Source organism: Rahnella sp. PD12R (assembly GCF_019200965.1).
Classification (GTDB): domain Bacteria; phylum Pseudomonadota; class Gammaproteobacteria; order Enterobacterales; family Enterobacteriaceae; genus Rahnella; species Rahnella laticis.
This window is the reverse complement of record NZ_JAHTMS010000003.1, coordinates 167,633-194,486: the sequence shown is the minus strand read 5'-3', so window position 1 is coordinate 194,486 and position 26,854 is coordinate 167,633. Positions and strand designations below refer to the sequence as shown.

The window sequence follows — 26,854 nt, the reverse complement described above, 5'->3', positions numbered from 1 at the left end:
ATAGATGTATTTTTATATGAAGCGTTTCCAACCCAACGTTCTTTCAAATATTTTGACTATTATCAGCAAATCACTCCGCTATTCTTCCGGATCCCGCGGCGCTATTCTTCTTCTCATCGAAGGCAGCCGCCTTCACCCAACAAACACTGAGAAGGAATGACATCATGAAAATCATCAAAACTTTCGTTATCGCAGCAGCACTCGCCACCGTTTCTTTTGGCAGCTTCGCCGCACAAATCGGTACTGTTACCGCCTCCGACAACACACTGGATGGTCTGGAGTCCACCTTCGCCGCTAAAGCCGCTGCCGCCGGTGCAACCTCTTATAAAATTATCGAAGCCGGTGGTCAGAACCGCATTCACGGCACGGCTGTATTGTACAAATGATTTGCTGAAGTCTGCGCTTTAAGAACAAAAGCCGCTCCTGTTACAGAGCGGCTTTGTTGTTTTTGGGTTTCCGCAAAATCAAATTTACATCTGCAACTTAACGCCTTTTCAGTAATAAAGAAGAAATCGCAGTGAGTCATATAGGTAACATTACGAGATATGCAGTGCCAGAATGCGTGTTAAAGGTTTCATTAATTGTTGATGTGACAAATAACGAGTAATATAGCACCCATAATCGTCTGGAGCGCCTTTTATGGAATATCTCACATTGCAGGCTTTTTTGAAGAACGGCTGGGCAGATATCGCGAACATTACGTTCCCGGATAGCGAACAAAATGGTTTCCGGATTACTGAGCTGAACTATCTGTCTGATTATGCGATTGATAATCTGGATTACGACGACAACCACGCGGTTTCGCTTAACCATCCGGTGTCATTATTTTTTGACGATAACGGACAGCGAGGCTGGATGAGATTTCTTGATGACATCATTCCCAGCGGTGCCAGCCGACGCTACTGGGCAAGATATCTGGATCTTGAAGGACTGACTGCCGATCAGCAAAAATTCGTACTGCTCAAACACGGCACTATGTCCCCTGTCAGTAATCTTCGTATCAAAGAATCGCTGCCAGAATACAATCCGCTTTCGGAAAAACTGTTTTTCACCATGGACGATGTGAAAAACCGGGCGGGGGATTTTTTAGATTACGCTCAGCAACGCGGCGCCGCTGCGGGTGGTGCAACGGGTGCAGGCGGTGAAGCACCTAAATTACTGCTTCGCTGTAGTCGGGATCAGAGGATTTGGATTGATACCTATCAAAACGATCCGGCGAACCGTGATATCCCCTATCTTGTTAAGTATCCCCGCGGCGCAAGAACAGAAGTTGACTGCAATATTCTGCGCGCAGAATTTCATTTCTACCATGAACTGGAGAGCATGGGGTTCGAGACGATCTCTACGAAAAATATGCGTCTTGAAGAAGGGCTGACATACCCTTCCCTCTGGCTTCCACGATTTGACATTTCATTTGAAAACGAAGGATGTATGAAGCGTTTTGGAATGGAGTCTGTCTATTCGGTCCTGAGAAAATCTCCCGGCGTGACCTTGTATCACGAAGAAACGTTGCGGGCGCTGATCGACAAAATTCATCAAAGCCATACGGTGACAGAGCAAGGCTTTGACTTTGATAAACAAGCCTTTGTTATTGAGTGGGTACGCCGCGATTTACTCAATATTATCTTTGGCAACAGTGATAACCATGGCCGAAATACTTCTTTTATCAAAGATGAAAACAGTATCCGGCTTTCACCAATTTATGATTTCGCGCCGATGAAGGCGGATCCGGAAGGCATCGCCCGGACAACAAAATGGAAAGCGCCGCTTGAAGTCGGGGGCGAATATGATTTCCCGGGCATTAGCGAAACACTGGCCGACCTGGTACCCGCAGAAACTCTGTTATCTGCCCTGCAGGACACGGCGCAACAACTTGCAGGCCTGAAAGCACGTCTTGCCCGCCGGGGTATTCCGCAGCAAATCCTGGAAATGCCGGCGATAAGTTTTAACTATATTCCTGAAAAATTACGCAGATGGGGTTTGCTATGAAAGAACCGCAAAACGCAGCAGGTTCAGTGAGAGACACGATTGATAAAATTCGTGCAAAGCAAAACTCTCTGGATAAGGCGGGTGAAGCCTCCGCCACGGTTGAGGTTCCTTCTCTGGATAAAAAACCAGCCCGGCGCAGGGTATCTGCACAGACCAAAGCAGTCAGTGCGAATAGCAGAAATGAGTTCAGAGCCGAAATTCTGAAAGCATTATTGCTTGGGGAAATGACGCAAGGGGAAGCCCTGAAAGCATTGAGAATTAGCGTGCTGGGTTTGAAACAGGATGCTTTTGCGAAACTGGTTTCCGTATCACGAAAAACTTTGTCGGAAGTGGAAAACGATAAGGGGAATTACACGTCTGACATCATTAATAAGCTTTTCAGGCCATTCGGTATGAAAGTTGGCCTGGTGCCGGTTTCCCGCCATATGCTCGCGGCGCTGATTAAAAAAAATCCTGAATAAATAACCGCTCCCTTTCCGGAGCGGCTTTGTTGTATCTGGAGTTTTACCCCGTCACTCTTTCGTTGCCACCTTCAGCAGAATGACCCCTGCGAAAATCAGCAAAACAGCGATCATACGTAGCGGATTAAGGCTTTCGCCGAACATCGTGACACCCAGAATGAATGCGCCGATAGCGCCGATGCCGACCCAGACGGTGTACGACGTGCCGAGCGGCAAGGTTTTCATGGCGATTGCCAGTAATACGACGCTGAGCAGCATGAAAAATGCCGTGATCAGGCTGGGAATGAGGCGGGTGAATCCGTGGGATTCTTTCATTGCGGTCGACCAGACAACTTCGAAAATTCCGGCTAAAAACAGATAAAGCCAGGCCATAAAACATCCTCAGGAATAACAGTCAGGGTCGTCCCCGAAAAATTAAGCTGAGTCTCTGGTCGTCCAGTCAGCATGAGAAGGCTGATTATAGTTCACCTCGCCTGCTCATGACAAAAATCACTCTCCCGGCAAAAACGAGTCTTTTTCAGTATGCAGCGTGATGATCGCCGGGCGGAAAAGCTTCTCTTTTTGTTCGATTTTAAACGCGCGGAAATGTTTGCTCTCGCCGACTTCCGATTCCGGCATCAGCGCAGCACCCGCAAGGCCGTCGCGGAACATTTCGATCACCAGCCGCGGCTCGGACACTTTCATAATCACGTTCACATCTTTCACTTCTTCATACAAACGGTTGAGCAGCACTTCATAGGTGCCCTCGCCGCCCATGCGGTGCAGCATAATCAGCGGGAAGCCGGACAAATCAGCGAAAGTCAGCGTACGGTCGGGCAGGTTTTCGGCCAGTTCGGTTGAGACAACCGCGACCAGTTTGATCGGCTCAAATTCACGGACATAGAAAGAACGGATATCGGCGGGCGTCTGAATCATCGCCATATCCAGCGCTTTGTTCATCACCAGTTCTTCCAGATAGGTGGATTCAGACACCAGAAGGTTCGGATCCCAGTCCGGGTTTTTGCGATAAAGCTCGAGAAATACCGTATTGAAATAGCGCAGATAAAGATAGGAAACGCCGATACGCACGGTGCGTTTTTTTTGCGACGCGATATCCACCGCCTGCCGCGTGACGCTGTTGACCTGGCTGAGGATTTCACTGGATTTACGGTAAAGAAAACGTCCGGCTTCGGTGAGAACCATCTGTTTGGTGGTGCGGATAAACAGGGGCGAACCGATTTCTTCTTCGAGTTCGTGCAGACGTTTTCCGAGCGGAGGCTGTGCGATATTCAGCACTTTCGCAGCTTTACTGATTGAACCCTGTTCAGCGATGGTGCAGAAGTAACGCATTCTTTTCAGATCCATCATTCCCTTCTTTTCATTGCGGCGGTGGCACGCTCAGTATACAAAAAGCCACTTCGCAATGAAGTGGCTTTGGCTGATATTCATCAGTGAATAAAAAGGCTCCAGTAATGCGAGATGGGCAACACCAGAATTAACGCCGGTAATAAATTTCCTACTGCGATAGATTTGATTCCGCTGATGCGGAAACCGGCGGCGAGCATAATAAAGCCCCCTGCTGCCGTGAAATCCCCCATCATTTGCGCATTGGTCAGCGGAAGAATAAACACCGCCGCCGACGCGATAAGAAATTGCACAATCCACTGCGGAATGAAAATCAGCGCCACCGCATAGCCCAGCACTGTGGCGAAAATAGCCGCCGTGAACAGATCCATAATCGCTTTAACGAACAGGATATTCGGGTCATGCGTCATGCCTTCGGTCATTGCGCCGATAATACCGGTGCCGCTGGCGCAGAACAGGACAATAATCGCGACGAATTTTTCGGTAAAGACGCTCTGATCCATGCCCGTATCAGGGGCAAAACGCGAGGCGATCCCGCGCGCCATATTGCCCAGACGGGCAATGTAACGTTCCAGATAAAACAGTTCCCCGATGGCCGCGCCGAGGATCACCGACAGGATTACCACCGGCATACTGTGCATTTTCACCAGCAGCACGACGCCGAGCGCCATCGAGCATAAACCAAAGGTCTGGGGCAGCGAGGTTCTTAACCGCTCTGGCATTTTTACGCCAAGAAAGCCCCCTAACAGGCCGCCGAGGATAATGGCGCCGCTGTTAACAATAGGTCCAATTAACATTTCTACTCCGCAAATTTAGAGGCTGTTTTTTATCGTTGTCACAAAGAATTTATCACTCAGTTTTCGCCCCAGCGCTTGATATTCGCCACGTCCAGATCAAATAAATCCAGGGCGCGAGCCACGCTGTGGTGAATAATGTCATCCACGCTTTCAGGTTTGTGATAAAGAGCCGGAACCGGCGGAAAGATAATTCCGCCCATTTCTGTCACCGATTGCATATTCTTCAGATGCGAAAGATTCAGCGGTGTTTCCCTGACCATCAGCACCAACCTGCGCCGCTCTTTTAACACGACATCCGCCGCGCGCGTGAGTAAATTACTGGTTAAACCGTGAGCGATAGATCCCAGAGTATTCATTGAGCACGGCGCAATAATCATTCCGATGGTTTTATAGGAACCACTGGAAACAGAAGCCCCCAGATTATTAATGGAGTGAACTTCGTCGGCCAGACAGGTGACATCTTCTCTTTCAATATCCGTTTCCATGCTCCGCGTCATTTCGGCACCTTTACTGATAATAAGATGCACATCGATATCCATATCACGCAATATTTCCAGCGCTTTCATGCCATATTGAAATCCTGAAGCACCGCTGATCCCCACAATTATGCGCCGTTTACTCATATCAAATCCTTAATTAATGCTTAACGTTCGTATTATTTAAAGTCAGGTAAGAATTTCTTCACATCGACTTCTTTAAATTTAGAACGTTCGAAATGCGCTTTCAGATGGAAAGGAACGGTGCAGTCGAAGATCGTTTTGCATGACATCCCTTCCTGCAAAATGCTCGGGCTGTATGCCGGGTTCTGCGACGGATCAAGCGGATGGCAGCGCACGCCGGGAATAGTGGCGATATCCACGTCGCCCTGGAAGCGGGTTTGCATCGCCCACAGGACGTCGTCGGTGTCGAAAATATCCACATCTTCATCGACCAGGATGACGTGTTTCAGCTCGGAGAAAGCGGCGAACGCCAGCAACGCGGCTTGTCTCTGACGGCCTTCATCAACCGGAGAAGCTTTCTTAAATTGCAGCACCGCCAGCAACTTACCGCCGCCTGAGGTGTGTGCATTCACATTCAGCACGCGGCCCGGCATGGCGCGGTCAATCATGTCCAGAATACTGGCTTCGGTCGGAATACCGGCCATGCTGACGTGTTCGCCGCTTGGGCCTAATGTGGTTTGCAGGATTGGGTTCTTACGGTGAGTGACTGCTTTCACCTTAATCACGGGCAGCGCCGCTTTCGCTTCGCCGGTGTAACCCGGGAATTCGGGCATCGCCTTGCCGGTATTGGTGTTCTGATCTTCACGGACGCGTACGTTTGGCAGCAGTTCGCCTTCGATCACGATTTCAGCGTGGGCAATGGCTTTTTCGTCGATGGAGACGCAGTGTGTCAGTTCAACCGCTTTACCGCGCAAGGCACCGGCAATGCTCAGTTCGTTGAAGCCGAGCGGCGTAGTCGGTGGCTCGAAGCAGGCCGCAATTTCAATCGCCGGATCCACGCCGATGCTGATAGAAATTGGCAGCGGTTTGCCCGCACGTTCCGCTTTTTCACGGAACGCGTCGATATGACGGCCCGGTGTCAGCCACATGGACAGTTCGTCACGGCTCTGGATGCACAGGCGATGAATGGTAACATCGGACTCTTTGGTTTCCGGGTCAGACGCGTAGCACATGCCCATGGTGAAATACGGACCGGCATCTTCTTCCGTGTTGGTCGGCGCGGGCAGCAAGGTACGCAGGTCAAAGTTTGGGTCATCGGCCAGATACGTGACTTCCTGACATTGCGCGGTGCCGCGGTCGATAACGACGGGTGCGATGGCATTTTTCACGGAGTCTTTCAGCAGAAAACCGAGTTTTTCCGGCGCGCAGTCCAGCAGATGGCCGACGCGTTCGCGGGTCGACATCAGGCCGGTCACCACACGGACGCCCGGAAAACCTTTGATGTTGTTAAACATCATCGCCGGGCCTTTGCGGGTCGGACGTTCGCAGGTTCCACCGGCACCGACATAACGGTAAACGCCGGACAATTCCGCATGCGGATCGACTTCCACATCGGTGCTGACCATTTCGCCTGGCAGGCTTTCAAGGAATTCAATAGCGGAGCGCAGATCGTGCACTTTATTATTTTGAGGGTGGGTTTCTTTCTTAGACATAATATATTCCACGCAATAATGAGAAAGTATTTATTCGTCGCGGTCAATATATCGGCCTGAATATAAATCAAAAAGTACCGTTTAAATATACAGGCTAAACCTTTTTGGTTTACGTTATAAAATTAAATTATTATTTAACACTTAGGAATACATAATAATAACTTTGTGACAATAAAACAGGATATTTGCGTTACGCCGGTCACAGCGTAACGCAAATTAAAAAGAAGGGAGTTCAGAGCGGAACGGAGAATTGAAAACACGCGCCCTGCTTTTGTTGCTCAACCAGCCGGATATCCCCGCCGTGAAGCTGCAAAATACGGCGCACAATCATCAGCCCCAGCCCGCCCGCGCGGTGTTTATTGGTGCTGAGAATTGACGGCCGCACAAACAGGCTGTCTTTCAGCTCCGGCGCAATGCCCGGCCCGGTGTCTTTGAGCTGTACCATGACCTGTTCGCCGTTTTTCCACAGTTTAATCTCAATGACGCCGCCTTCCGGCGTGTGGCGGATGGCGTTATCGAGCAGGTTCGTCAGCACGCGTTCAATCATGCCCAGATCGGCATTCACCAGCGGAATACCCGGCGTGATATCTGCCAGCAATTTCTGCCCGCGCGTTTCGGTCGCCAGCTCAAATTTCTGGAAGACGTCCTGCACCAGTTCGCTCAGGGAAAACGGCTCTTTCTGCGGTTTCACCACGCCATATTCCAGGCGCGCCAGTTCAAATAATTCCTGCGCCAGACGCCCGACTTTTTTACTTTGCGTCAGGGCAATATTCAGATAACGCTGCCGGTCTTCGTTGCTCAGATGATCGGACTTCACCGACAGCGTTTCGAGATAACCGTGCAGTGAGGTCAGCGGCGTGCGCAAATCGTGGGAAATATTGGCGATAAATTCACGGCGCTGCTGATCCTGCACCATCAGGCTTTGCCACTGCTGGTCGATGCGTTTTGCCAGCGCGACAAACGCCTGTTGCAGTTGCGACACTTCATCGCGCGGCGCACCGGCAGGTGTCGGAGTTTTTGCCAGTGCCTGAATGGCGTCCATTCCGCCGCTGTCGAGTTGCGCAATCTGCTGCGTCAGTTTACGCACCGGACGCGTCACCCAGCGAAACGCCAGCGCCCCCGCCAGTAAACCGAACAGCGCCACCAGCCCCATGGAACGCAGCGCCAGCGCAATGGAAGACTGGTATTGCGCATCGCTGGTCAGCGCGGTGTATTCATCGCCGAGCAGCACAATATACACGTAACCTTTGGTCACACCGTTCTCTTTGAGCGGTGCCGCCGAGAACACCTGACGGGTTTGCGGATCACGCGGATTGTCGCCGTAAACCGGCATATTCGCGCCCTCGAGCAGCGCGTTAACCGGCGTCAGATCGACTTTATCGGTTTTCAGACGCCCCGCCGGTGCCGCGTTGCCCACAATCTTGCCGTCTTTATCCAGCAGATACACTTCCACACTCGGGTTCACCGCCATCAGCTGATCAAACAGCGAATGCACGGCTTTCGGATCCCAGTCGCCCTGACTGAGCAGCGGATTATTGGCCGCAATCTGCGTCGCCAGATTCGCGGACAGCCGCTGGATCACCGACTGGCTGTACTGATTGCTGGAGCGCACCTGCATATAGCCGGAAAGCGCGCAGCAGGCGATCAGCAGCACCGTAAATACCAGAGTCAGTCTTTGCGCCAGCGTGAGATTTTTCATGATTTACCCTTGCGCATCTTCAGCCGAAGACACGAATTTATAGCCTTTTCCCCAGACGGTCAGAATGCGTTCCGGCTCTGCCGGATTGGCTTCTATCTTGATGCGCAGCCGGTTGATATGGGTGTTCACCGTATGTTCATACCCTTCGTGCTCGTAGCCCCAGACCTGATTTAACAGGCTCAGGCGTGAGAACACTTTGCCGGGGTTTTTGGCAAAGAAGTACAGCAAATCAAACTCACGCGGCGTCAGTTCTACCGGCTGATGACTGAGCATCACTTCGCGCGCAATCGGGTCGATAACCAGCCCGGCAAAACTCAGCGTCCCGGCATCCATTTTCAGGTTGCGGCTCATCGCTTCCTGACGGCGGAACAACGCTTTTACCCGCGCCACCAGTTCCAGCATGGAGAACGGTTTTGCCAGATAATCATCGGCTCCCAGTTCCAGCCCGAGCACGCGATGCACTTCGCTGGAACGGGCGCTGATAATGATGATGGGCGTGTAGCGCGTCATGTTACGGGCGCGGCGGCAGATTTCCAGCCCGTCCACGCCGGGCAACATCAGATCCAGGATCAGCGCATCCCAGCCGCCTTTTTCCAGATGAGCGACGCCCAGATTGCCGTCCGCCGCATGCGTAATTTCATAACCTTCGTCACGCAGATGCAGGCTCAGCAGTTCCGCAATATCCCCGTCGTCTTCAACGATCAGGATTTTTTTCGTTTTATCCATTTTGTTATCCCACCGCGTGGCGTCCTCATATCGTTTGAGTCTACACAAGCAATGACCCTTGAGTTATCACATTTTATTTAACTTTGCGTGAGGTCTCGGGGAACAAATCCGCTCAATACTCGCTACATCACAGGGCAGATGGCGGAAACGCATCATGACAATTCACACAGAAATGCCTCAGGTCGCGGGGCAAAAACCGGCCACGGTCCATCCTTTATGGCTGCGTTTTGCGCACTGGCTGAATGCGCTGGCGGTGCTGATTATGGTGACCAGCGGCTGGCAGATTTATAACGCGTCGCCGCTGTTTGATTTTGACTTCCCTTCCACCGTCACCCTTGGCGGCTGGCTGGGCGGCGCGATTCAGTGGCATTTCGCCGGAATGTGGTTGTTCGGTTTTAACGGGTTGTTCTATCTGCTGATGAACATTCTGACCGGCCGGATGAAACGAAAATTCTGGCCGCTGACCCCGCGCGGCATTTTCAACGATTTGCGTGCAGCCCTGCGCGGCAAGCTGCAACACAACGATTTACGCCACTACAACATGGTGCAGCGCGCGGCGTATGTGTTCGTGATGTTCGACGGCATCGTGCTGGTGCTTTCCGGGCTGGTGGTGTGGAAATCGGTACAGTTTCCGTTACTGCGCGAACTGATGGGCGGTTATGACACCGCGCGCTACGTCCACTTTTTAGCGATGGCGTCGCTGGTCGGGTTTGTCGTGCTGCATTTAATCATGGTGGCGCTGGTGCCAAAAACGCTGATCGCCATGATCCGCGGACGTTAAGGGCTGAATATGAAGAACATTATCAAAAAAAGCATCGTTCAGATTTTCAGCACGTCGGACAGTGAAGCGATTGTGCAGGAAGCTAAAAAACAGATTATCCGCGAACTGGACGCGCCCTCGCGCCGCCTGTTTTTGCAACGCGGGCTGACGCTCGGCGGCATTGCCATGCTGACCGGCTGTGACATCAGCGATAACGCCAGTGTGGAAACCGCGCTGGGAAAAATTTCAGGCTTCAACGACCGCGTTCAGGGCTGGCTGTTTGGCTCAACGCGTCTCGCGCCGGTGTATGCCGAATCCATGATCACCCGCCCGTTTCCGTTTAATGCGTTTTACGCCGAAGACGATGCCCCGGAAGTTGACGGGCTGGCCTATCGCCTGAAAATCGCCGGACTGGCGCTGGATAAACGCGAATGGTCACTTCCGATGCTTTACAAAATGGCGCAGGTCAGCCAGGTGACGCGGCATATCTGCGTGGAAGGCTGGAGCGCAATTAGCAAATGGGGCGGCGTGCCGTTTGGTGATTTTTTGCGGCTGATTGGTGCCGACCTCACGGCGGAATACGTCAGTTTCAAATGTGCCGACGAGTATTACACCAGCATTGATATGGCGACAGCGCTGCATCCGCAAACGTTGCTGGCGCTGACCTATGACGGACAGATTTTACCGCGCAAATACGGTTTCCCGATGAAACTCAGGATGCCGACCAAGCTCGGTTACAAGAACCCCAAACACATCGAAGTGATTGAAATTACAAATAAATTCACCGGTGGCTACTGGGAAGATCAGGGCTACAACTGGTTTGGTGGAAGTTAGAACACACGACGATGACTTAATAAAACCCAACAGAGAAAAGGAATACCCCATGAAAAAGTTAACCGTAATGATGATGTCTGCCTGTCTGATGATGGGCGCAGTGAGCACCACCTACGCCGCAGATGCGATGATGAAAAAAGACACCATGGGCCATATGTCCAAAGACTGCATGAAAAAGGACAGCATGAGCAAAGACTCGATGGCGAAAGACAGCATGGGCAAGGACTGTATGTCGAAAGACAAAATGTCTAAAGACCACATGTCCAAAGACGCAATGAAGAAAGACAGCATGTCGAAAGATGCCATGAAAAAAGATGCGATGAGCCAGTAATCCGAATGCATTTTTAAATTCAAAGGGTCATGCATTCTTTGTAAAAGCCGTCTGAGGGCGGCTTTTGTTTTCAACGCAACGTTGAATCTCCATTTCAAATACCATTACCTCCAAATACATTCATCTTCAAATAAATAGCAAACATCGAAAACGCATGCACAAATAACACCAAAAATGGACATTCAACTTCATCCGTTCCAGAGATATTATGGAACATGAAATCATAAAAGGAATTAAAAAGATGAATGTTATTTATATAGACCAGTCTGCTTTTCATCAGCAGGGATTAGCATCACTGATAGACGAATTAAACATTCATTGTTGCAGTGATATGCAGGGCATTGAGAACATTTTCTCCCAAACTGAAATGATCTTGCAGCCTCCGTTATTTGTGATTTTCGATTTACCCGCGCACTTTCTTACCGCACTGGCCTGCGCAGAACGCCTGGCGGAGCTGAAGAGAAAGTTCGGTGTAAAGTTAATTCTCTTTTCTGACAAAAACAAAAAAACCTTTAACTTCAATAACAATCGCATTCATATCGACTTTTATATAGATAAGAAACTGCCTCCCGCAATCATCCTGAGCTTCATAAACAGAATCATTAAAAATGAAACAAAGACCCCCAGGCCTTTTGCCATTCACCCCCAAAATGAATTAAATGAAAATGAGATAATCTTCTTACGTTGTTTATTTACAAAAGGTTCAATAGAGGGTGTGGCAAGAGTGACCCGTAAAAAACCTAAATCGCTCTACAGCTATCAGGCAAATCTGGTGAAGAAGCTCAATTTAAAAAATACACTTCATTTGTATAAATCTTTTATTCTCAACTGATAAGCCGCCCATTTTTCTGAGTGGCTCATCTAGTCTGAAATATATTATTGCGTCGTCGGGGTATAAATAATTCTGAGCGTTCCGCTATAGCGCCCCGCTGTTTTCGACGATAAGGTGAAAGACGGGGTGACTAATTCCATGGGCGCGGGAACACATAACACAGAATTTCTCTGGCCCGGTAAAACGACGCGTCGCAATATGCCTTTATTCGTCCCGCTCCAGACGATCTCACTGCCGTTTTGTACCACCTGCCGCCCTTTGGTCAGCGGGTTAACCACTTCAACGGAATAATCCAGACGATCTTGCGCCAGATTTTTATCCCCGCCCTTGCGATATACCGAGAACAACCCGGTGGCGCGGGAGGGCGCGGCGGAGCCTTCATCCTGAAAGATTAAACTCACCCGGTTGCTGTCCGAATTATTGCCATCGTACAAACACATATCCAGTGAGCGGCTGCCCGTTACATTCGTTGTGCCGCGCCCGCCGGGGAATATTTTTAGACCCAAATCCACATTGGCGGCCGCATTACCAAACTCAGGCAGGTAGATCTGCTGGTTGCCGTAATCCGTGACTTTAAACGCCAGGGTAGCAATCCAGTCGGCTAACTTTGTCGCATTGGTACAACCGACGCTGACATTCTGGGAGTTACCGGTGCAGGTTGCTGGCCACTGCATCAGCGACATTTTCAGGGTCGCACTCCAGGTTCCGGCCGACGGAAATTTACTTAATTCAGCCGACGGCAGATAAGCAGAATAGTCCGTCCCGTCACCACGCGGAGTCACTGCCCCACCGAACGCATTCAGCGGCACCAGATTGGAGGCCACCACCACGTTATTCAGCGATCTGCGTTTGGTGAGGTAAACATTGAGCACAAGCGTTTGTTTCGTGGTGCTTTCCGTGAAAGTTACCGGCACAGGATAGGGAGCAGGCGTAGCTTCGAGCCAGACGGGGAACGTCGGGCAGGCACCATACTGATTGCTGGTGCGTGACTGACAAACCAGCGTATTTCGTCCCCATTTCGGCGCGTCATTCGTGTCATATCCCCCGTTTTCGTTCGTCCAGATCGGCAACTGCGCTGGCACGGACATCCGGTCGAACGTGACCACCACGCTGGTGTTACGTCCCGATGGCGTAAGCGTTGCCGCCTGCACCTGAACGCCTGTCATCCACCCGAGCAGCGCCAGCCCCGCGATAAATCTGAGTTGCATACAAAATCCTTATTGTTGTTCCTGCCGGAAAGATTGCTCGCGTGCCAGAGGGACATTGTCAGCACGCCGCGTGGCGATCAGCATTTTTGCCTGCTGCTGAACGTTCTGCGGGACTGCTGCAAGGCTGATCGTTTCGCAACCGGTATCTCCGACGTAGCGCACGACGTCATGCGTGCTTTTTACCTTCATCTCACAGCGATACATCTGCATCCCGCGCGCCATATATAAATCCTTCATGCGGTGATCGGTTTCAGCAGTAAATCCTCCCTGCCCTAAACCGGACCAGCTGACCACATTGAGCGGAATGGCGCCTTCAAGCGGCGTTTGCTGATTGATCATCAGCCTGCCGAGATAGGTGTAACGCGAAACGATATTCACCTTGCCAACCAGCATCCGGCCCGGCGGGATAAACAGCGCGCGGCGTCCGGCACCCTGAGTAATTTCACTGCGCATGCCGGCGGTAGATTCGATGGAATCATTAATGCTGATATGACTTTGCGTGTAAGCCGGAACGCTAAATAACGTGCGGCCGGTGCCGTGCAGACTGGCGCTACCCGCGCCATCAACCGAGACATCCACGCGGGTATCACGGCTGTCATCCGTGCTCTCGACGTTCAGCCCCACCGCAGCCCCCGGTAAACCGTTGCCCCATTTTCCCCAGTACAGGCCCGATCGTGCCACGGCCAGTGAGGAGTTATAGCTGCCACTGCTGCTGAAACGCTGACCGGACGAACCGGAGGACGCCGAACTTACCGCCAGGCTGCCGTTGCCATATTCGCCGCCGGTTTTACCGTAGACCGATGCATTCAGGGTGTTCTCCTGATTGCCGTTGAGATTCACACCGATTTCCTGCTGGTTCTGCGCATCGAAATACCAGTTCTGTGCCACGTTGTAGCCGAGCTGATTTTTATTGCTGCGATCTGACTGATACGTCATGCCCAGCGAGCTGTAGTTCGAGCGCGCATCAATCGTCGGCGTGCTGACGCGCGAAAGCGAAACGGACAAAAATCCCCCGTTATCACGCTTCATACCGGTGCTGTTGGTTCGCGTAAAAAGGTTGCCGCTGGTGTTGATGTTGATTCCGTTGAAACTGAATCCGCGCCCCAGCCCGGCCTGCCATGTCGTGGTTTTTGTTTTGCTGTAAATATTACGGCGGGTCCACACCGGCACGACGTCGCTTTCATCGCGAAACGCCGGGATCACATTGCGGCCTTCATTCTCACTGGCACTGTAACCGGCGTTCACATACCAGCTTTTAACAGGCACGCTGAACATCAGGCTGCTGCTCTGGTAGCAACCGCTGAAACCATATTGCCCGCCGTTGTTGCTGTAGCAATCCTGCGCAAACAGCGCACTGCGGTAGAAACTGAGAGAAAAGCCGTCGTTATACGAAATCTGCTGAATATTGCCGCGCGAGCCTTCACTGCCTTTCAGGTAGCTGAAGCGGGTGGCGAGAATGCCGTCGAGAAGTGCGTTGTCGAATCCATGGCTCCAGTCGAGGGCGCTTTCGACAAAATGGTTGCGGTTCGTGATCGCGACACCGCCGGTCAGCGCGGTCTCCAGGCTCAGCGGGACTTTGATCCCCGCCTGAACTACGCGGCGATCCGCACCATTTTGTGATTCCGCGCCGTTACTTTGACCGTCCCGTGCGGGAATAGCGCCACCCTGCACAAACCACTCAACGTTTTGACTGGTGGAACTGCCTGTCCGGCTGAAAGGTACCTGTTCAGTACGCGACAACTGATTGTCTTCATACACACGCAGCGTCACGGTGTAGCTGCCATTAGGGAAAGCCGTGGTATCGAGGTTTTGCGTGCCCGCATTCAGGTAAAAAGTGCCCAGCAATTGCTGATCACGATAGGCATCAATGCGCGACGGGCGGGTAATGAATACTGTCACCGGCGTACCCTGTGCGGCCAGAGTACTGTTCACCCAGGCCAGCGTGGAACCTGCGCGCACGCCTTCGATGGTGCTGAGCGGTAACTGGCTTAGTGTGATGTTTCCGCCAGCGTTGCTGAAAATGTCCCGCGAATCCATGCGCCCGGCCTGAACGTAGTAGCGTTTGCCCAGGTCACGACGCAGAAAGGCGTTATTGAAGCGAACTTCCTGATGATTTTGCTGACGGTATTTCTGCGCGAGGTAATCCCAGTCGACACCGGCATAGCTGTTTTGCGTCAAACCCAGTGCGCCCGCACCTTGCAGAGAAAACGTCTGGTCTCCGCTGTTGGTCACGAAATTGATATTTTGCTGATGAATAAATGCCGCTTCGGTTTCGGCGGTCTGTTCGTAATAGGGTGAGGCATTGCCTGCGGAAAGCGGAATAAATTCCGGGCCGAGGAACAGCGCAACTTTGGCATTATTTTCGTCATAGATAACGGCGACAGAATCTGTATCCAGATAGTCACATCCGGCCACCCCGCCGTTACTGCTGCAAGCCAGATTGCCGTTGCGCGCCAGAGGCTGACGGATCAGGCCGTCTAAGTGCTTTTCCTGCTGCGGGTTCTTCTGATAGTGCTGCATAACCGCACGGGCGACATCATCGGGTTTCAGGAAAGTCACGGTGTCCAGAGAAACGGTGGCTTCAAAAAGCCCGAGCGATTGTCCGTAGACAGAAAGATTGACCCACAGAGTCTGTCCGGTCACCAGCGATTCAAAACCCGGCGGGACCTGTGTCGCTGCGCGGACAGAAAGAGAGGGGATCAGGGTAATGAAAGAGGCTATTAATACAATGCGAATATTGACCTTCATTACAGCGTCCTGCTGAAAAGAATAATAAGGGGGCAGACTGCCCCCCGAAATAATCGATCAGTCAACTCAGGCAAATCAGCTTGATGTCGCCTGGGTGATCAGCAGGCTGACCACGCCGGTATAAGTGCCGGTCGCCAGAGGTGCAACGGTTGCCGGAGAGATTTTCAAAGGCAGAACTGAAGAACCGTTCGTTGTACCCGCCGGGAATAATGAGGCATAAGTCAGTGTCGTTGAGCTCGTGGTGATCGGTTTAAGATCTGCACCCAGCGTCACTTTCAACGGTACCGCAGTGCCGCTGACCGCTTCGTTTAACTGCGCAGCACTGACCAGCGCAACGTTAATGCTTGCGGTAGAAGAGTTAGACCAGATCTTGGTGTCCAGTGAATAGGTAGACAGACCACGGCCCGGGATATATTGCATATCAATCGTGCCAGGTAATGCGGTACCGTCCGCCTGCGTCATATCCACTGTCGCATCGACGTTGGCATTCACAGTAATATCTTTCTGCACAGCCTGTGCATTAAATGCAGCCGTTAATACTGTTGCGATGAAAAGTGGTTTAATTAATTTTTGCATTTGTAGCTCCATGAAAATCCATGTAATGGTCTTTAATGACCGTCTCGTCGGTAATGAACCGTCTCATAACAAACAGGTTGTTATTCCCTTAGAACATGCTGACTGTGTTTTCGATAGCGTACTCATGCAGGCTTTTCGAATTCTGATCAACATATTTAATTCTTATTTCATGTGCTGAATTTAATTGCGCAGGCGTCCACGATTTAAATGTCAGAGTTTCATCCGGATATACCGTGGCATGTTCTTTTTTCCACTGACAACTGCCGCTCATTTTTCCCTGCGGACAAATCCCCACCTCACGGATAACAATGCGCACTGTGCCATTATTTTTTACTTCACTGCCCGTTAACTGACGCAAAGATAACACCGGATTTTTTGGCGGAATATGAACAAGCACACCCCAGACTAAATTAATGCCGACCTGATTGGTTATTTTATTATCCTGCCCCGGTTTATCTTTCAGCTCATCAGGCGCACCGACAGCCTCGAAATAAACACGCCACGCGGTTTCCTTCTCCGGCGGTTGTAACGAGATCAGCCGAATAATTCGCTGTGAACCCGAAGCCAGTGCGAATTTGTCCGGTGTGGCAATCAGCGACGGTGAAACCGCATCATTAACCGCTATTTCTTTTTCAAAAGGTGTCGCCGGACGCTCAATTTCCTTAATACTGACTTTAATAAACTGCGCCTCACCGCTTTGAGATAAGGTCTGAATCTGCGCAGCGCCCTGATTATTTAGCGCCACTTCCATCGGATAGACGCTCATATTTGCGCAAGCAGAATGAATGCCTAAAAAAGTCAAGGGTATCAGTGAGAAACGCAGTATCCCGGCAATCTTTTTTTTACAAAATTGCCCAAGAGAAATGTTGTGGCGCAGGGCCTGATGACGTGACTCATCCATGATAAATCCTTATAAATTCCATTAAAAAACGTGCCGGCAATTCCCTCTCCAGAGGGTTCTGCCTGTTTACCCGGACTTCTGAGCCCACGGGAATAACCTGGCGATAAGAAAATTCTCACATGGCGTTTGTTAAGTCACTGTCCATTTTTGTGGTTAATTTTTTTAGAGGGAATAACCCCAAAAAAAACCCCGTTAGAAAACCGACATAACCCGATGAAACCATTAATTAAAATCTTAAAAATAATAAAAATGCCATTACTTAAAAAAGTAATATCACCGGACAAAATAAAATCAACTCTTATGCAAATTCGTTAATGCGGTGTTAGGATTATACTTAGCGAGGCAAATCAGACCTTTCAGCGTTTTAAAAAAACACGCAACACTCCCGTCGCCATATAGCATTCTAAACTGTTTTTCAACACGATTTAAATTAACGCTAAGTAATAATTGCGTTATTTTTTAATTTGTAATATGACACCAGGCAAAGTAAGAAACGAAATGAAGAGCAAACAAGAACTCAGGGATTTAATTTCTCATCGTGCAGAGGAGATTAAATCGCATAAGGATATAGAGTTAGTCATGCAGAAACATTACAAACTTATGTTTAAACTTTATCTGACTAAACCCCTCTATTTTAAGGTTATTTTCAAAGCTAATCGGTTTATTATTGGAACCGCTGTCATGACCTATTTTTTCACGACAGAGAACCCCACACTCCGTCATGTGAAAGACTTCTGTAAGACAACGGGGTTAATCAGTGAAAATACCATTGACTCTTTCCTGCTCTTTATTCGTGTGGGCGGGCGAATGGAAGTTAAAAAGGATCCGCTGGATAAACGAAAACTGAACTATACGGTGACATCAAGAGCGCAGGATGAAACCCGCGCGCTCATTAATACCATGATGATCCCCTATGGCATGTTGTACCCGGATTTCGATGTTTCACGCTGCCTGAAGATGGAAAATTTCAACGCAGAATATTTTCGGAAGTATTCGGAAATCATCCTCAATCAGATCTATTTATTCGATATGGTGCCAGATTGTAAGGAGTTCATTTTCAGGGACGCCGGGCACATGATGCTGATGGATTTGTACATCGAAAGCATCCGCCAGCAGAATGCGGTGATCGAGTATAACTATCTGAAAGCTTCGCTAAAATGCGGGGTTTCCCGCTCACACATTAAGCGATGCCTGAAAGCCGCAGAGGCCGGTGGCCTGCTGAGGCTCGACTCCGCCAATAACACGATCGTGTTGCATCTGACCTTCATGCAAATGGTGCTCAACTATTTTTCCGTTTACATGGCGATGGTCGAGTATGGGCTTAGCGGTCTGCCAGATATGACACAACGCCCCTGCTGACTGCGTTGCTTTAAGCGGCCTCTCCGGGCCTCTCTTCGGGCCTATCTTCGGGATAAGACCGGGGGCTTGAAACTCACTTCCCTAAAATTGTGGTTCAGATCACACTTCAATTATGTTAACGTTAACACTTGTGATTAACATCATAAACTCGCCTTACAACATCTGTGAAAAACTAAAAGTTAACGTTAACAATGTGGTCTACACATTCTAATAATGAACGGACACACACATGAAGAACAGCAACCGAAGTCCATACACATTGCTTAGCGGATTACTTTTTTGTTTTTTCTACACCTGGTCATCAGCCTTCTCGCTTATCTCACTCTGGTTAAGCCAGAAGATTGGCCTGCGGGGGGCTGACACCGGATTATTATTTTCTGCCATCGCCCTGACGGCGCTGTGCGCTCAGCCGTTGTACGGTTTTATTCAGGATAAGCTGGGGTTACGCAAAAACCTGCTCTGGGCGATTGGTTTTTTGTTGTTGCTCAGTGGCCCCTTTTTCATCTTTATTTTTGCCCCGCTGTTACAGGCCAATATTTTAGCGGGTGCGGTGGCCGGCGGGCTTTATGTCGGCGCCACTTTTTTTGCCGGAATTGGAGCGCTGGAGTCGTACACCGAACGCGTCAGCCGCATTTTAGGCTTCGAATTTGGCAAAGCCAGAATGTGGGGATCGCTGGGCTGGGCGGCTGCAACGTTCTTTTCAGGAATGCTCTTTAACATCAATCCAAATCTAAATTTCTGGATGGGCTCCTGCTCCGCGCTGATTTTCCTGCTGTTATTGTGGGGATTACGCGAAGTCAAAACCGATGCCCTGAACCAGCTTGAGTACGGCAAACCCGGAAATCTGCATCTGTCCGACGCCATCGACCTGTTTCGCCTGCCCCGCTTTTGGGCGCTGATCGTGTTTGTCACCGGCGTCAGCGTTTATAACGTGTATGACCAGCAGTTCCCGGTGTACTTCTCGTCACTTTTCCCGGACGTCAGAAACGGCAACGAGATGTACGGTTTCCTGAATTCCTTCCAGGTATTTCTGGAAGCGGGCGGGATGTTCCTTGCACCATTTGTGGTCAATAAGATTGGCGCTAAAAACGGCCTGTTGCTGAGCGGTCTGATTATGGCTTTGCGCGTCTTTGGCTCCGGGCTGGCAGCCGATGCGGTCACGATTTCCTGCATGAAACTCCTGCACGCCGTGGAATTACCGATTCTGCTGATCGCCATGTTTAAGTACATCACCACGCGCTTTGACCCGCGCCTTTCTGCCACGCTTTATCTTGTGGGTTTTCAGTTCATTACGCAGGTCTGCGCCAGCGTATTTTCACCACTGGCGGGCAAAGGCTATGACGTGATCGGCTTTGCCGACACCTACATGATTATGGGCGCGCTGGTACTTTCCCTCACTCTGATTTCCGCTTTCCTTCTCACCGGTGATAAAAGCCGGACACCCTGTTCAATGGACTTTAATAAGGGCGAAAACGTATGAAACAGCGACTTGAACGTGCTGAGCACGCTTTGCAGGATGCGGCAGAAAAACGCGGCGATGCATTCTACCCGCTCTTCCACCTTGCCCCACCGGCTGGCTGGATGAACGACCCGAACGGTCTGATTTTTCATCAGGGCATGTACCACGCTTTTTATCAGCACCACCCGTTCAGCGAAAACTGGGGGCCAATGCACTGGGGGCACGCCGTCAGCAAGGACATGGTGAACTGGCAACATCTCCCGGTTGCACTGGCGCCGGGCGACGATGATGACCGCGATGGTTGCTTCTCCGGCAGCGCCGTGGATGACAACGGTATACTCAGCCTGATTTATACCGGCCATGTCTGGCTGAACGGTGAAGGCAATGACAGTGCCATACGCGAAGTGCAATGTCTGGCCACCAGCGAGGACGGCATTCATTTCACCAAACAGGGTGTGGTGCTCACCCCGCCGGACAACATCATGCATTTTCGTGACCCGAAAGTCTGGCGTGAGAACGGCTGCTGGTGGATGGTGATCGGCGCGCGCGATGACAGCGACTGCGGGCAGGTGCTGCTCTATAAAGGCAAGAGCCTGCAACAGTGGGAACTGGATCGCGTACTGGCCAAAGCGGACAGCCATACCGGCTATATGTGGGAATGCCCGGATTTCTTCCCGCTTGGCGATGAACATATTCTGATGTGTTCTCCGCAAGGGATCAAAGCACAAGGCTATGATTATCAGAACTTATTTCAGAGCGGATGCCTGCGCGGATCGTGGAAACCGGGCCAGGACTTCACGATTACGGAAGGCTTTACCGAGCTGGATCACGGCCATGATTTCTACGCGCCGCAGTCATTTACGGCGGCTGACGGACGCCGGATTGTTATCGCATGGATGGACATGTGGGAATCCGTGATGCCGTCAAAAGCAGAAGGTTGGGCGGGCTGTATGACATTGCCCCGTGAACTGACGCTGCGTGATGGCAAAGTGCGCATGATGCCGGTGGAAGAGGTACGGACGCTGCGCCGTGAACATTATCCGGTCACCCCGTGCGTGATTAGAAACGAAATACGGCCTCTGATGGAAGATGCACAGGCCGCGGAGATCATCATGCAATGGGATCTGGCCGCGTCAGAGGCGGAAAGCTTCGGGATAAAACTCGGCGACGGCGTATCCCTTTTTGTGGATACCCAGGCGCAAAGACTCTGTCTGGAAAGGGACTTCCCGATGCACGGGATCAAAGACGCCCGCAGCATCGCACGGCCACCGGGTAAGCTTCTGGATTTACGCATTTTCATCGACCGTTCGTCGGTGGAAGTTTTCGTCAATCAGGGAGACGCGACGTTCAGCAGCAGAATTTATCCGCAACCCGGCCAGCGCGCCCTCTCCGTTTTTGCCACAAACGGAAAAGCAACCTTAGTTCAGGGTGACCTCTGGACGCTGAGCGCTGGCTGATTGTGCGGGAAGTGTATAAAGAAAAGACGTTATAAAGACTCGCGCTCCAGTACAGGGGAATCGATTTTTATCAATCCCTGATTGGGGCGCTGTTCGATCAGATGCAACACTGCCTCGCGGCCAATTTCGCGGTGAGGCAGCTGAACGGTGGTCAGCGGCGGGATAAATAAATCGCCGATACCGACCATGTTGTCGTATCCCAGTACCGCAACCTGCTGCGGGATCTGAATCCCTTTCGCCAGCAAGACCTGATAAGCCAGAAAAGCAATGCGGTCATTGCCGCAAATCAGCACGTCAAAATCAGGTTTGCCGTCGGGCGTAAATCTTTCCAGAATCTGCACAATGTCCCGGTAATGCTCATCACCGAATTCCATATGAAACTGGCGAAGTTGCTCCGCTGGCATTCCGGCTTCGCGCCAGGCCTGCTCTGCGCCAGCGCGGCGGCGGATCCCGGCGGGAATGGAGCCCGGTAAATAAAAGCACAAAGGATGCCGGTATCCTTTTTTCAAAAGCAGTTTCATGGCCTGATACTGCCCGCCAAAATCGTCAGGAATGTAACCCGGAAGTTCATGATCAGGGCTGATGCAGTTGGCCAGTACAAGATTTTTACCGACAAGGCGCGGCGGAATTTTCACTTCACGCAGCCCCATGGTGGTGTAAATGATGCCGTCGGGGCGTTGAGAAAGGAGCTGACTCACCGCCCGCTCGCTGTCGGCCTGCGAGGTAATGCTGACAAGAAAACTGCTCCAGCCAAATTCGCGCGCAGTGAGTTCAACAGACAGAAGCAGTTCGACGGAGAATGGCGTGGTTGCCGTATCCATCGCCAGCACGCCAAGCGTGGATACTTTGCTGCTTTTCCCGCGCATTTTTCGCGCTGAGAAATCGGGCACGTAATTAAGTGCATCGATAGCTTCCCGCACCCGTGCCAGCGTCTCCGGCTTGAGTCGTTGCGGCTCGTTAATGGCGCGTGACACCGTCATCAGCGAAACTGAGGCCCGTTGGGCCACTTCTTTCAGCGAAGCCATAATTCTCCAGCTCATAATATTTCTATGTGCTGATCCTACACAAAAACAGGGCCGCTGCGCACTTAAAAAACCCTTCTATTGAGAGGTAGGAACATATTTAACTGAATGCATGTCTGGATATTGTTCGACGATCAGCCAGAACAGCTGAACCACTGAATACCTTAATGCGTTGTGATATATTACTGAATTACAAGTGGAGGGGGTTAACCTAATGGAATATTATCTTTTAGTCCTGGCAAAATTCGTCATTGGTTTTTTGATCGTCATTTCACACCTGAATTTCTCAGGAAAAACACAGCTCTCTCAGATGACACCCGTCGATTTTATCGGCAACTTTGTTCTGGGTGGAATTATCGGCGGCGTCATTTACAACGATGTTATCCCGCTGTACCAGTATATTATCGTGCTTATTATCGGTGTTATGTTGATATCTTTGCTAAATGCCGTCAGCAAGAGATTTTTTATCTTTCGTTCATTTGCGATTGGTAATCCCATCCCTATTATCAAGGATGGGAAGTTTATTATGGAAAACATACTAAAACGAAAAAACAAGATTGATATCCTGAATGTCGCTTCCCAGTTACATGCGCAGGGCATCCACTCTTTTCAGAACCTGAAATATGCCCAAATCGAACCGGGCGGCCAGATCACTGCGGTCTGCGAAGGTGCAGACATGCCGTCGGTGATACTGATTAAAGATGGCAGGATCCGTTACTCTGAGCTGGATGCTATTCAGAAAGATGAAGAATGGCTGCATGAAAAAATTACCTCACTGGGCGTGACTCAGATCAGCGAAATCTTCCTCGCCGAGTTCTGGCAAGGAGAAATGACACTGGTGATGTCCGACGGAAAAGTGTGCCGGTAGTGGCTGCCTGAGATAATTTTAAGGGATGCTGCTTAGGGCGGCATTTTTTACGTTGGCAGATGAGATTTAAGGTCCGCTTAGTGCCAGGAGCGGACGTTGCTGACATCACAATATGTTAATCAATGGGGAGCAGGTCACCATAATATCATGGGTATCGCTGGTGATATGATCGCGACACATGGCAATTATTATGTAATGATTTTAAAAAGTTCATTGTAGCTACAACCTTTTAATATTTCGAACTGATCATGATATTTTGAATAAGCGCTTGCCATCATTCCGATATAACTATCCCATGATGGCTCAGAAACTACCCTTTCACCACGTTCTAATTCATCAATTAAAATATAAATGATATCAAATTGTGCAACAAGAGCAGTGTAGGTATTAATTAGATTATTTAGAAGGTCTGAATTATTAGGTTTAATTTTCCACAAGCCAAAACTATCACGAATTGCAGATAATTCAAATCGTAAATCTTTTGACTCAGAAAGCAACTCCCTCCCACTTGTAGTGAGATGCTTGTAGAGTATGGGATCCTCACTTTTAATTCTTGGTCGTATAGGAAGAAGCGCTTGGTAACATTGATGATTTAAGTCCTTTGATCGAAATATGCTGTCGATGAACAATGTGGTTCTCTCGAAAGCCTTTTCTGATTTTTTGTTTTTTATCCATTCATTTACCTTTGTTAATGCATAAATCGCTAGCCCAAGTGTTATTGTTGAAACTGTTGCAGTAATTGTTGATGGTTCAATTTTTTTAAAAAACCAGATATCAATCCATGCATAAGAGACTGAGCCGAGATACATAAACAACATGTGACTCGCGAAATATTCCCAAACACCTTTTAAATAGCTTTTCATGTAGTTCCTTAACATTTTCTTAATTATATTTTAAGTAGGTATCTTTTTTAGTATCGGCATGGATTAGAAATAGTTGATACTTTTATGCCCTGAGAGCATGAAAAGTGGAAAAGCCAAATAGTGTTAGTTGCCACTGCTTTGGAAGTTATCCTTTAAATGGGCTACTCTACCCCTAACCATTGATGCACAACCTGCTGACCCGCTCCCTGTTTGTTAACACAGAATGCTGTTGGCAATTTCCGCTTCTCGCTCATACCGGACGATTCACATCAGCATGTCCGCCCCTGTGTCATCAGCAGACGTTACTAACATTGTTCCGTATAAATATACATGGGGAGCATCCCAGAGATACTTGAGATTGCAGAGAATTTTACCCTGCCAGGTCACAGGGTGAGAAACTGCCCAAGTACTGTAAAAAAGAAGCCGCAACGCCCGGCGTTACGGCTTCCGTCAAAAGCTTAACGGATAAGCAATAGAAGATAATCCGGGCTTAATTTAACGACAAAAATCAACAATCAATGTTGATCGCCGCTGGCCGATAACGCAAAGGTGCCCACCGGCATAACTGGCAGGTATTTTTGGTAATAATCGTGATAGTTTTTCACCGGATCAATATCCTTGAATAAATCAGGATAAAGAGATTTAGCGATAAACTGTACCATTGTGAAATCGACCAGCGTACGAGATGCGCCCTGATATACACCGTAGAGTTTGCCATTCTGAATCGCCGGTAATGAACCCCAGCCGTCACGGTGGGCGAACCCGTTGAGCTTAGCTCTTGCTGTGGCTTCATTGACGCCGATGCCCATTTCCAGTGCCGTATCGACTTTATTGTTTTCCCTGCCGGAAATAAAAATGACATCCGGTCTGGCGACCAGCAACTGCTCAGGATTAATTTCGCCCCACTGTTTAACAAAAGGCGCAGCTATATTTTCGCCACCTGCAAGACGCAGCATCACGCCCCACATATTTTCACCATAGGTGAAGGAATACTCCGCCGGACCTTTATTACCAAACTCAATGTAGACTTTTGGCTTCGGCAGATTTGCCTCTTTTATCCTGTCTTCAATCAGTGTGATGTTATTTTTATAAAGCCGGGCCAGCTCATTGGCGCGGTCAGTCTGACCGGTTAATATCCCGATGATTTCCGTGGATTTCACATGGTTTTCTACCGTCTGATCATTGTAATCGAGCACGACAACCGGAATATGCAAGCTCTGAAGCTGCGTGACTTCATACTTCAACGCCGCGTACTGCCAGCTGGCTAAAATGACCACATCCGGCTTCAGGCTGATTAACTTTTCCAGCGACACATTGTGCAGGTCGATTTCGCCGATATCCGGAATGTCGGCAATGGAAGGACGGTGTTTAATATACATATCCCAGTTCGCCGGCACTTTGCCATGCCAGGCTTCACGCGAAATGCCGACAATATGATCAAACGCCTGTTCTCCCCCCACCGCCATATAATCTTCAAAATAGAAACCCAATACCGCCCTTTTCACCGGCGTATCTAAGGTTATTTTATTTCCCAGCACATCAGTCAGCGTGGTGGTGGCGGCACTGGCCTGACCGGTTATTGCAACGGACAGTATAAAAAGCAAGCCTTGAAGTAACTTCATTTAATTCCCTTAGGTATTGTGTGATTATTATCTGAGGCCAAAATTTATTTTTATAAAACAGATTTACTACACTTTAATTTAACTTAAGTTGCCGCAAAAGATAGAAAACTCCGCTCTGTCACTACCACCATATTATTCCCATAACATTCCTGAAATTCAATAAATTGAAAAGTGTAAAAAGAGAAGGTGTTATAATCCAGGCATTCATTTGCCCTCACAGACGATAATGATGATGAATAAAATACTGGTAAGTGCTTGCCTGATGGGGTTCAAAGTGCGCTATGACGGAAGCGAGAAAGCACAAATGACCGAACAGTTGCAGCGCTGGCATCAAGAGCAGCGTCTTGTGATCCATTGCCCTGAACTGGCCGCCGGATTGCCAACACCACGTCCTCCTGCGGAGATTGTTTCTACTGATGATCAAGACGTCATGCAGACGCAGATCAGAATACATGAAATTACGGGGCAGGATGTCACTGAGCACTATCAGCTTGCCGCCTGGCTGGCACTGCGTACAGCTCAGGAGTCAGGTTGTACCGCTGCGCTGTTAACCGACGGCAGTCCTACATGCGGCAGCCAGTTCATCTATGACGGTTCATTTAGCGGCAAGCGTAAGTCAGGGATGGGTGTCGCAGCTTCGCTACTCACGGAACACGGGATAGCCGTGTTTTCTGAGAAGAGGCTCGCCGATCTCATTGCCTGGATTGATGAGAAAGAACGCTGAACCTATTTTTCATTGAGGCATGAAAAGAAATCAGTTTTTGGTTAATTAATAGCATCACACCTTCTCACGCCAATTTGTGCCACAACACAATAAAAGATCGTAAGGTGTTTCCGGCAAATGAA

At 49.8% G+C, this 26,854-nt stretch carries 26 protein-coding genes; 12 read left to right on the top strand and 14 right to left on the bottom strand.

Annotated features, from left to right (window positions below):
* Window positions 1–164: 164 nt before the first annotated feature.
* The 3 genes from KWG64_RS08075 to KWG64_RS08065 all read left to right on the top strand — a co-directional run bounded on the left by KWG64_RS08075 (window position 165) and on the right by KWG64_RS08065 (window position 2,450).
* Complete coding sequence (locus KWG64_RS08075) at window positions 165–386, top strand: YdgH/BhsA/McbA-like domain containing protein (RefSeq protein WP_218521543.1); 222 nt, start codon at window positions 165–167, stop codon at window positions 384–386.
* A 253-nt stretch (window positions 387–639) separates the two neighbouring features.
* Window positions 640–1,989 (top strand): type II toxin-antitoxin system HipA family toxin, encoded by a 1,350-nt coding sequence (locus KWG64_RS08070; RefSeq protein ID WP_218521542.1) that lies wholly within the window; start codon window positions 640–642, stop codon window positions 1,987–1,989.
* Entirely contained in the window at window positions 1,986–2,450 is a 465-nt protein-coding gene (locus KWG64_RS08065; protein ID WP_218521541.1) for a helix-turn-helix transcriptional regulator, read from the top strand. Before KWG64_RS08070 ends, KWG64_RS08065 begins: the two co-directional genes overlap by 4 nt.
* A gap of 51 nt (window positions 2,451–2,501) precedes the next feature.
* Here KWG64_RS08065 and KWG64_RS08060 read toward each other — a convergent pair whose 3' ends face one another.
* The 7 genes from KWG64_RS08060 to KWG64_RS08030 form a co-directional block, all read right to left on the bottom strand.
* Window positions 2,502–2,822, bottom strand: coding sequence for a multidrug efflux SMR transporter (locus KWG64_RS08060; protein WP_218521540.1), 321 nt, complete (start codon window positions 2,820–2,822; stop codon window positions 2,502–2,504).
* Between the two features lie 117 nt (window positions 2,823–2,939).
* Window positions 2,940–3,797 carry a LysR family transcriptional regulator gene (locus tag KWG64_RS08055; RefSeq protein WP_235937403.1) on the bottom strand — a complete coding sequence of 286 codons (858 nt, stop codon included), beginning with the start codon at window positions 3,795–3,797 and terminating at the stop codon, window positions 2,940–2,942.
* A gap of 80 nt (window positions 3,798–3,877) precedes the next feature.
* Window positions 3,878–4,591, bottom strand: coding sequence for a DUF554 domain-containing protein (locus KWG64_RS08050; RefSeq protein ID WP_218521539.1), 714 nt, complete (start codon window positions 4,589–4,591; stop codon window positions 3,878–3,880).
* A 56-nt stretch (window positions 4,592–4,647) separates the two neighbouring features.
* Entirely contained in the window at window positions 4,648–5,214 is a 567-nt protein-coding gene (locus tag KWG64_RS08045) for a UbiX family flavin prenyltransferase (RefSeq protein WP_152326589.1), read from the bottom strand.
* 32 nt (window positions 5,215–5,246) lie between these two features.
* Window positions 5,247–6,743 carry a UbiD family decarboxylase gene (locus KWG64_RS08040; RefSeq protein WP_218521538.1) on the bottom strand — a complete coding sequence of 499 codons (1,497 nt, stop codon included), beginning with the start codon at window positions 6,741–6,743 and terminating at the stop codon, window positions 5,247–5,249.
* Window positions 6,744–6,975: 232 nt separating this feature from the next.
* Window positions 6,976–8,442 (bottom strand): HAMP domain-containing sensor histidine kinase, encoded by a 1,467-nt coding sequence (locus KWG64_RS08035; protein WP_195824191.1) that lies wholly within the window; start codon window positions 8,440–8,442, stop codon window positions 6,976–6,978.
* Between the two features lie 3 nt (window positions 8,443–8,445).
* Window positions 8,446–9,168, bottom strand: a complete 723-nt coding sequence (locus KWG64_RS08030; RefSeq protein WP_218521537.1) for a response regulator transcription factor — start codon at window positions 9,166–9,168, stop codon at window positions 8,446–8,448.
* 154 nt (window positions 9,169–9,322) lie between these two features.
* Here KWG64_RS08030 and KWG64_RS08025 point away from each other — a divergent pair, with 154 nt between their 5' ends.
* The 4 genes from KWG64_RS08025 (at window position 9,323) to KWG64_RS08010 (ending at window position 11,925) form a co-directional block, all read left to right on the top strand.
* Window positions 9,323–9,949, top strand: coding sequence for a cytochrome b/b6 domain-containing protein (locus KWG64_RS08025; RefSeq protein WP_218521536.1), 627 nt, complete (start codon window positions 9,323–9,325; stop codon window positions 9,947–9,949).
* A 9-nt stretch (window positions 9,950–9,958) separates the two neighbouring features.
* Window positions 9,959–10,762 carry a molybdopterin-dependent oxidoreductase gene (locus tag KWG64_RS08020; RefSeq protein ID WP_218521535.1) on the top strand — a complete coding sequence of 268 codons (804 nt, stop codon included), beginning with the start codon at window positions 9,959–9,961 and terminating at the stop codon, window positions 10,760–10,762.
* Between the two features lie 49 nt (window positions 10,763–10,811).
* Window positions 10,812–11,093: a pentapeptide MXKDX repeat protein gene (locus tag KWG64_RS08015; protein WP_195824194.1), complete on the top strand. Its 282-nt coding sequence runs from the start codon at window positions 10,812–10,814 to the stop codon at window positions 11,091–11,093.
* Between the two features lie 208 nt (window positions 11,094–11,301).
* Complete coding sequence (locus tag KWG64_RS08010) at window positions 11,302–11,925, top strand: LuxR family transcriptional regulator (RefSeq protein WP_218521534.1); 624 nt, start codon at window positions 11,302–11,304, stop codon at window positions 11,923–11,925.
* 44 nt (window positions 11,926–11,969) lie between these two features.
* On the opposite strand, the gene KWG64_RS08005 is transcribed toward KWG64_RS08010, so the two are convergent.
* From KWG64_RS08005 to KWG64_RS07990, 4 genes are all read right to left on the bottom strand, one after another.
* The gene (locus KWG64_RS08005; RefSeq protein ID WP_218521533.1) at window positions 11,970–13,133 is read right to left on the bottom strand and encodes a CfaE/CblD family pilus tip adhesin; all 1,164 of its coding nucleotides are present in this window, start codon (window positions 13,131–13,133) and stop codon (window positions 11,970–11,972) included.
* Between the two features lie 9 nt (window positions 13,134–13,142).
* Window positions 13,143–15,881: a TcfC E-set like domain-containing protein gene (locus KWG64_RS08000; RefSeq protein ID WP_218521532.1), complete on the bottom strand. Its 2,739-nt coding sequence runs from the start codon at window positions 15,879–15,881 to the stop codon at window positions 13,143–13,145.
* A 75-nt stretch (window positions 15,882–15,956) separates the two neighbouring features.
* Window positions 15,957–16,457, bottom strand: coding sequence for a CS1 type fimbrial major subunit (locus KWG64_RS07995; protein WP_218521531.1), 501 nt, complete (start codon window positions 16,455–16,457; stop codon window positions 15,957–15,959).
* Between the two features lie 88 nt (window positions 16,458–16,545).
* Window positions 16,546–17,358, bottom strand: a complete 813-nt coding sequence (locus KWG64_RS07990; protein WP_218521530.1) for a fimbrial protein — start codon at window positions 17,356–17,358, stop codon at window positions 16,546–16,548.
* A gap of 498 nt (window positions 17,359–17,856) precedes the next feature.
* Here KWG64_RS07990 and KWG64_RS07985 point away from each other — a divergent pair, with 498 nt between their 5' ends.
* The 3 genes from KWG64_RS07985 (at window position 17,857) to KWG64_RS07975 (ending at window position 21,633) form a co-directional block, all read left to right on the top strand.
* The gene (locus KWG64_RS07985; protein WP_218521529.1) at window positions 17,857–18,717 is read left to right on the top strand and encodes a hypothetical protein; all 861 of its coding nucleotides are present in this window, start codon (window positions 17,857–17,859) and stop codon (window positions 18,715–18,717) included.
* Between the two features lie 229 nt (window positions 18,718–18,946).
* A complete protein-coding gene (locus KWG64_RS07980) occupies window positions 18,947–20,197 on the top strand; it encodes an MFS transporter (protein WP_218521528.1) in 1,251 nt (416 codons plus the stop codon).
* Window positions 20,194–21,633: a glycoside hydrolase family 32 protein gene (locus KWG64_RS07975; protein ID WP_218521527.1), complete on the top strand. Its 1,440-nt coding sequence runs from the start codon at window positions 20,194–20,196 to the stop codon at window positions 21,631–21,633. The genes KWG64_RS07980 and KWG64_RS07975 overlap by 4 nt, the downstream gene beginning before the upstream one ends.
* 29 nt (window positions 21,634–21,662) lie before the next feature.
* Here the strand turns inward: KWG64_RS07975 and KWG64_RS07970 are convergent, their stop codons facing one another.
* The gene (locus KWG64_RS07970) at window positions 21,663–22,658 is read right to left on the bottom strand and encodes a LacI family DNA-binding transcriptional regulator (protein WP_218521731.1); all 996 of its coding nucleotides are present in this window, start codon (window positions 22,656–22,658) and stop codon (window positions 21,663–21,665) included.
* A gap of 211 nt (window positions 22,659–22,869) precedes the next feature.
* Here KWG64_RS07970 and KWG64_RS07965 point away from each other — a divergent pair, with 211 nt between their 5' ends.
* A complete protein-coding gene (locus KWG64_RS07965) occupies window positions 22,870–23,523 on the top strand; it encodes a DUF421 domain-containing protein (RefSeq protein WP_195813239.1) in 654 nt (217 codons plus the stop codon).
* 188 nt (window positions 23,524–23,711) lie between these two features.
* Here KWG64_RS07965 and KWG64_RS07960 read toward each other — a convergent pair whose 3' ends face one another.
* Complete coding sequence (locus KWG64_RS07960; RefSeq protein ID WP_218521526.1) at window positions 23,712–24,386, bottom strand: hypothetical protein; 675 nt, start codon at window positions 24,384–24,386, stop codon at window positions 23,712–23,714.
* 515 nt (window positions 24,387–24,901) lie between these two features.
* Window positions 24,902–26,008 (bottom strand): ABC transporter substrate-binding protein, encoded by a 1,107-nt coding sequence (locus KWG64_RS07955; protein ID WP_218521525.1) that lies wholly within the window; start codon window positions 26,006–26,008, stop codon window positions 24,902–24,904.
* Between the two features lie 229 nt (window positions 26,009–26,237).
* Between KWG64_RS07955 and KWG64_RS07950 the strand changes: the two genes are divergently transcribed.
* Window positions 26,238–26,732 (top strand): DUF523 domain-containing protein, encoded by a 495-nt coding sequence (locus KWG64_RS07950; protein WP_218521730.1) that lies wholly within the window; start codon window positions 26,238–26,240, stop codon window positions 26,730–26,732.
* Window positions 26,733–26,854 lie beyond the last annotated feature (122 nt).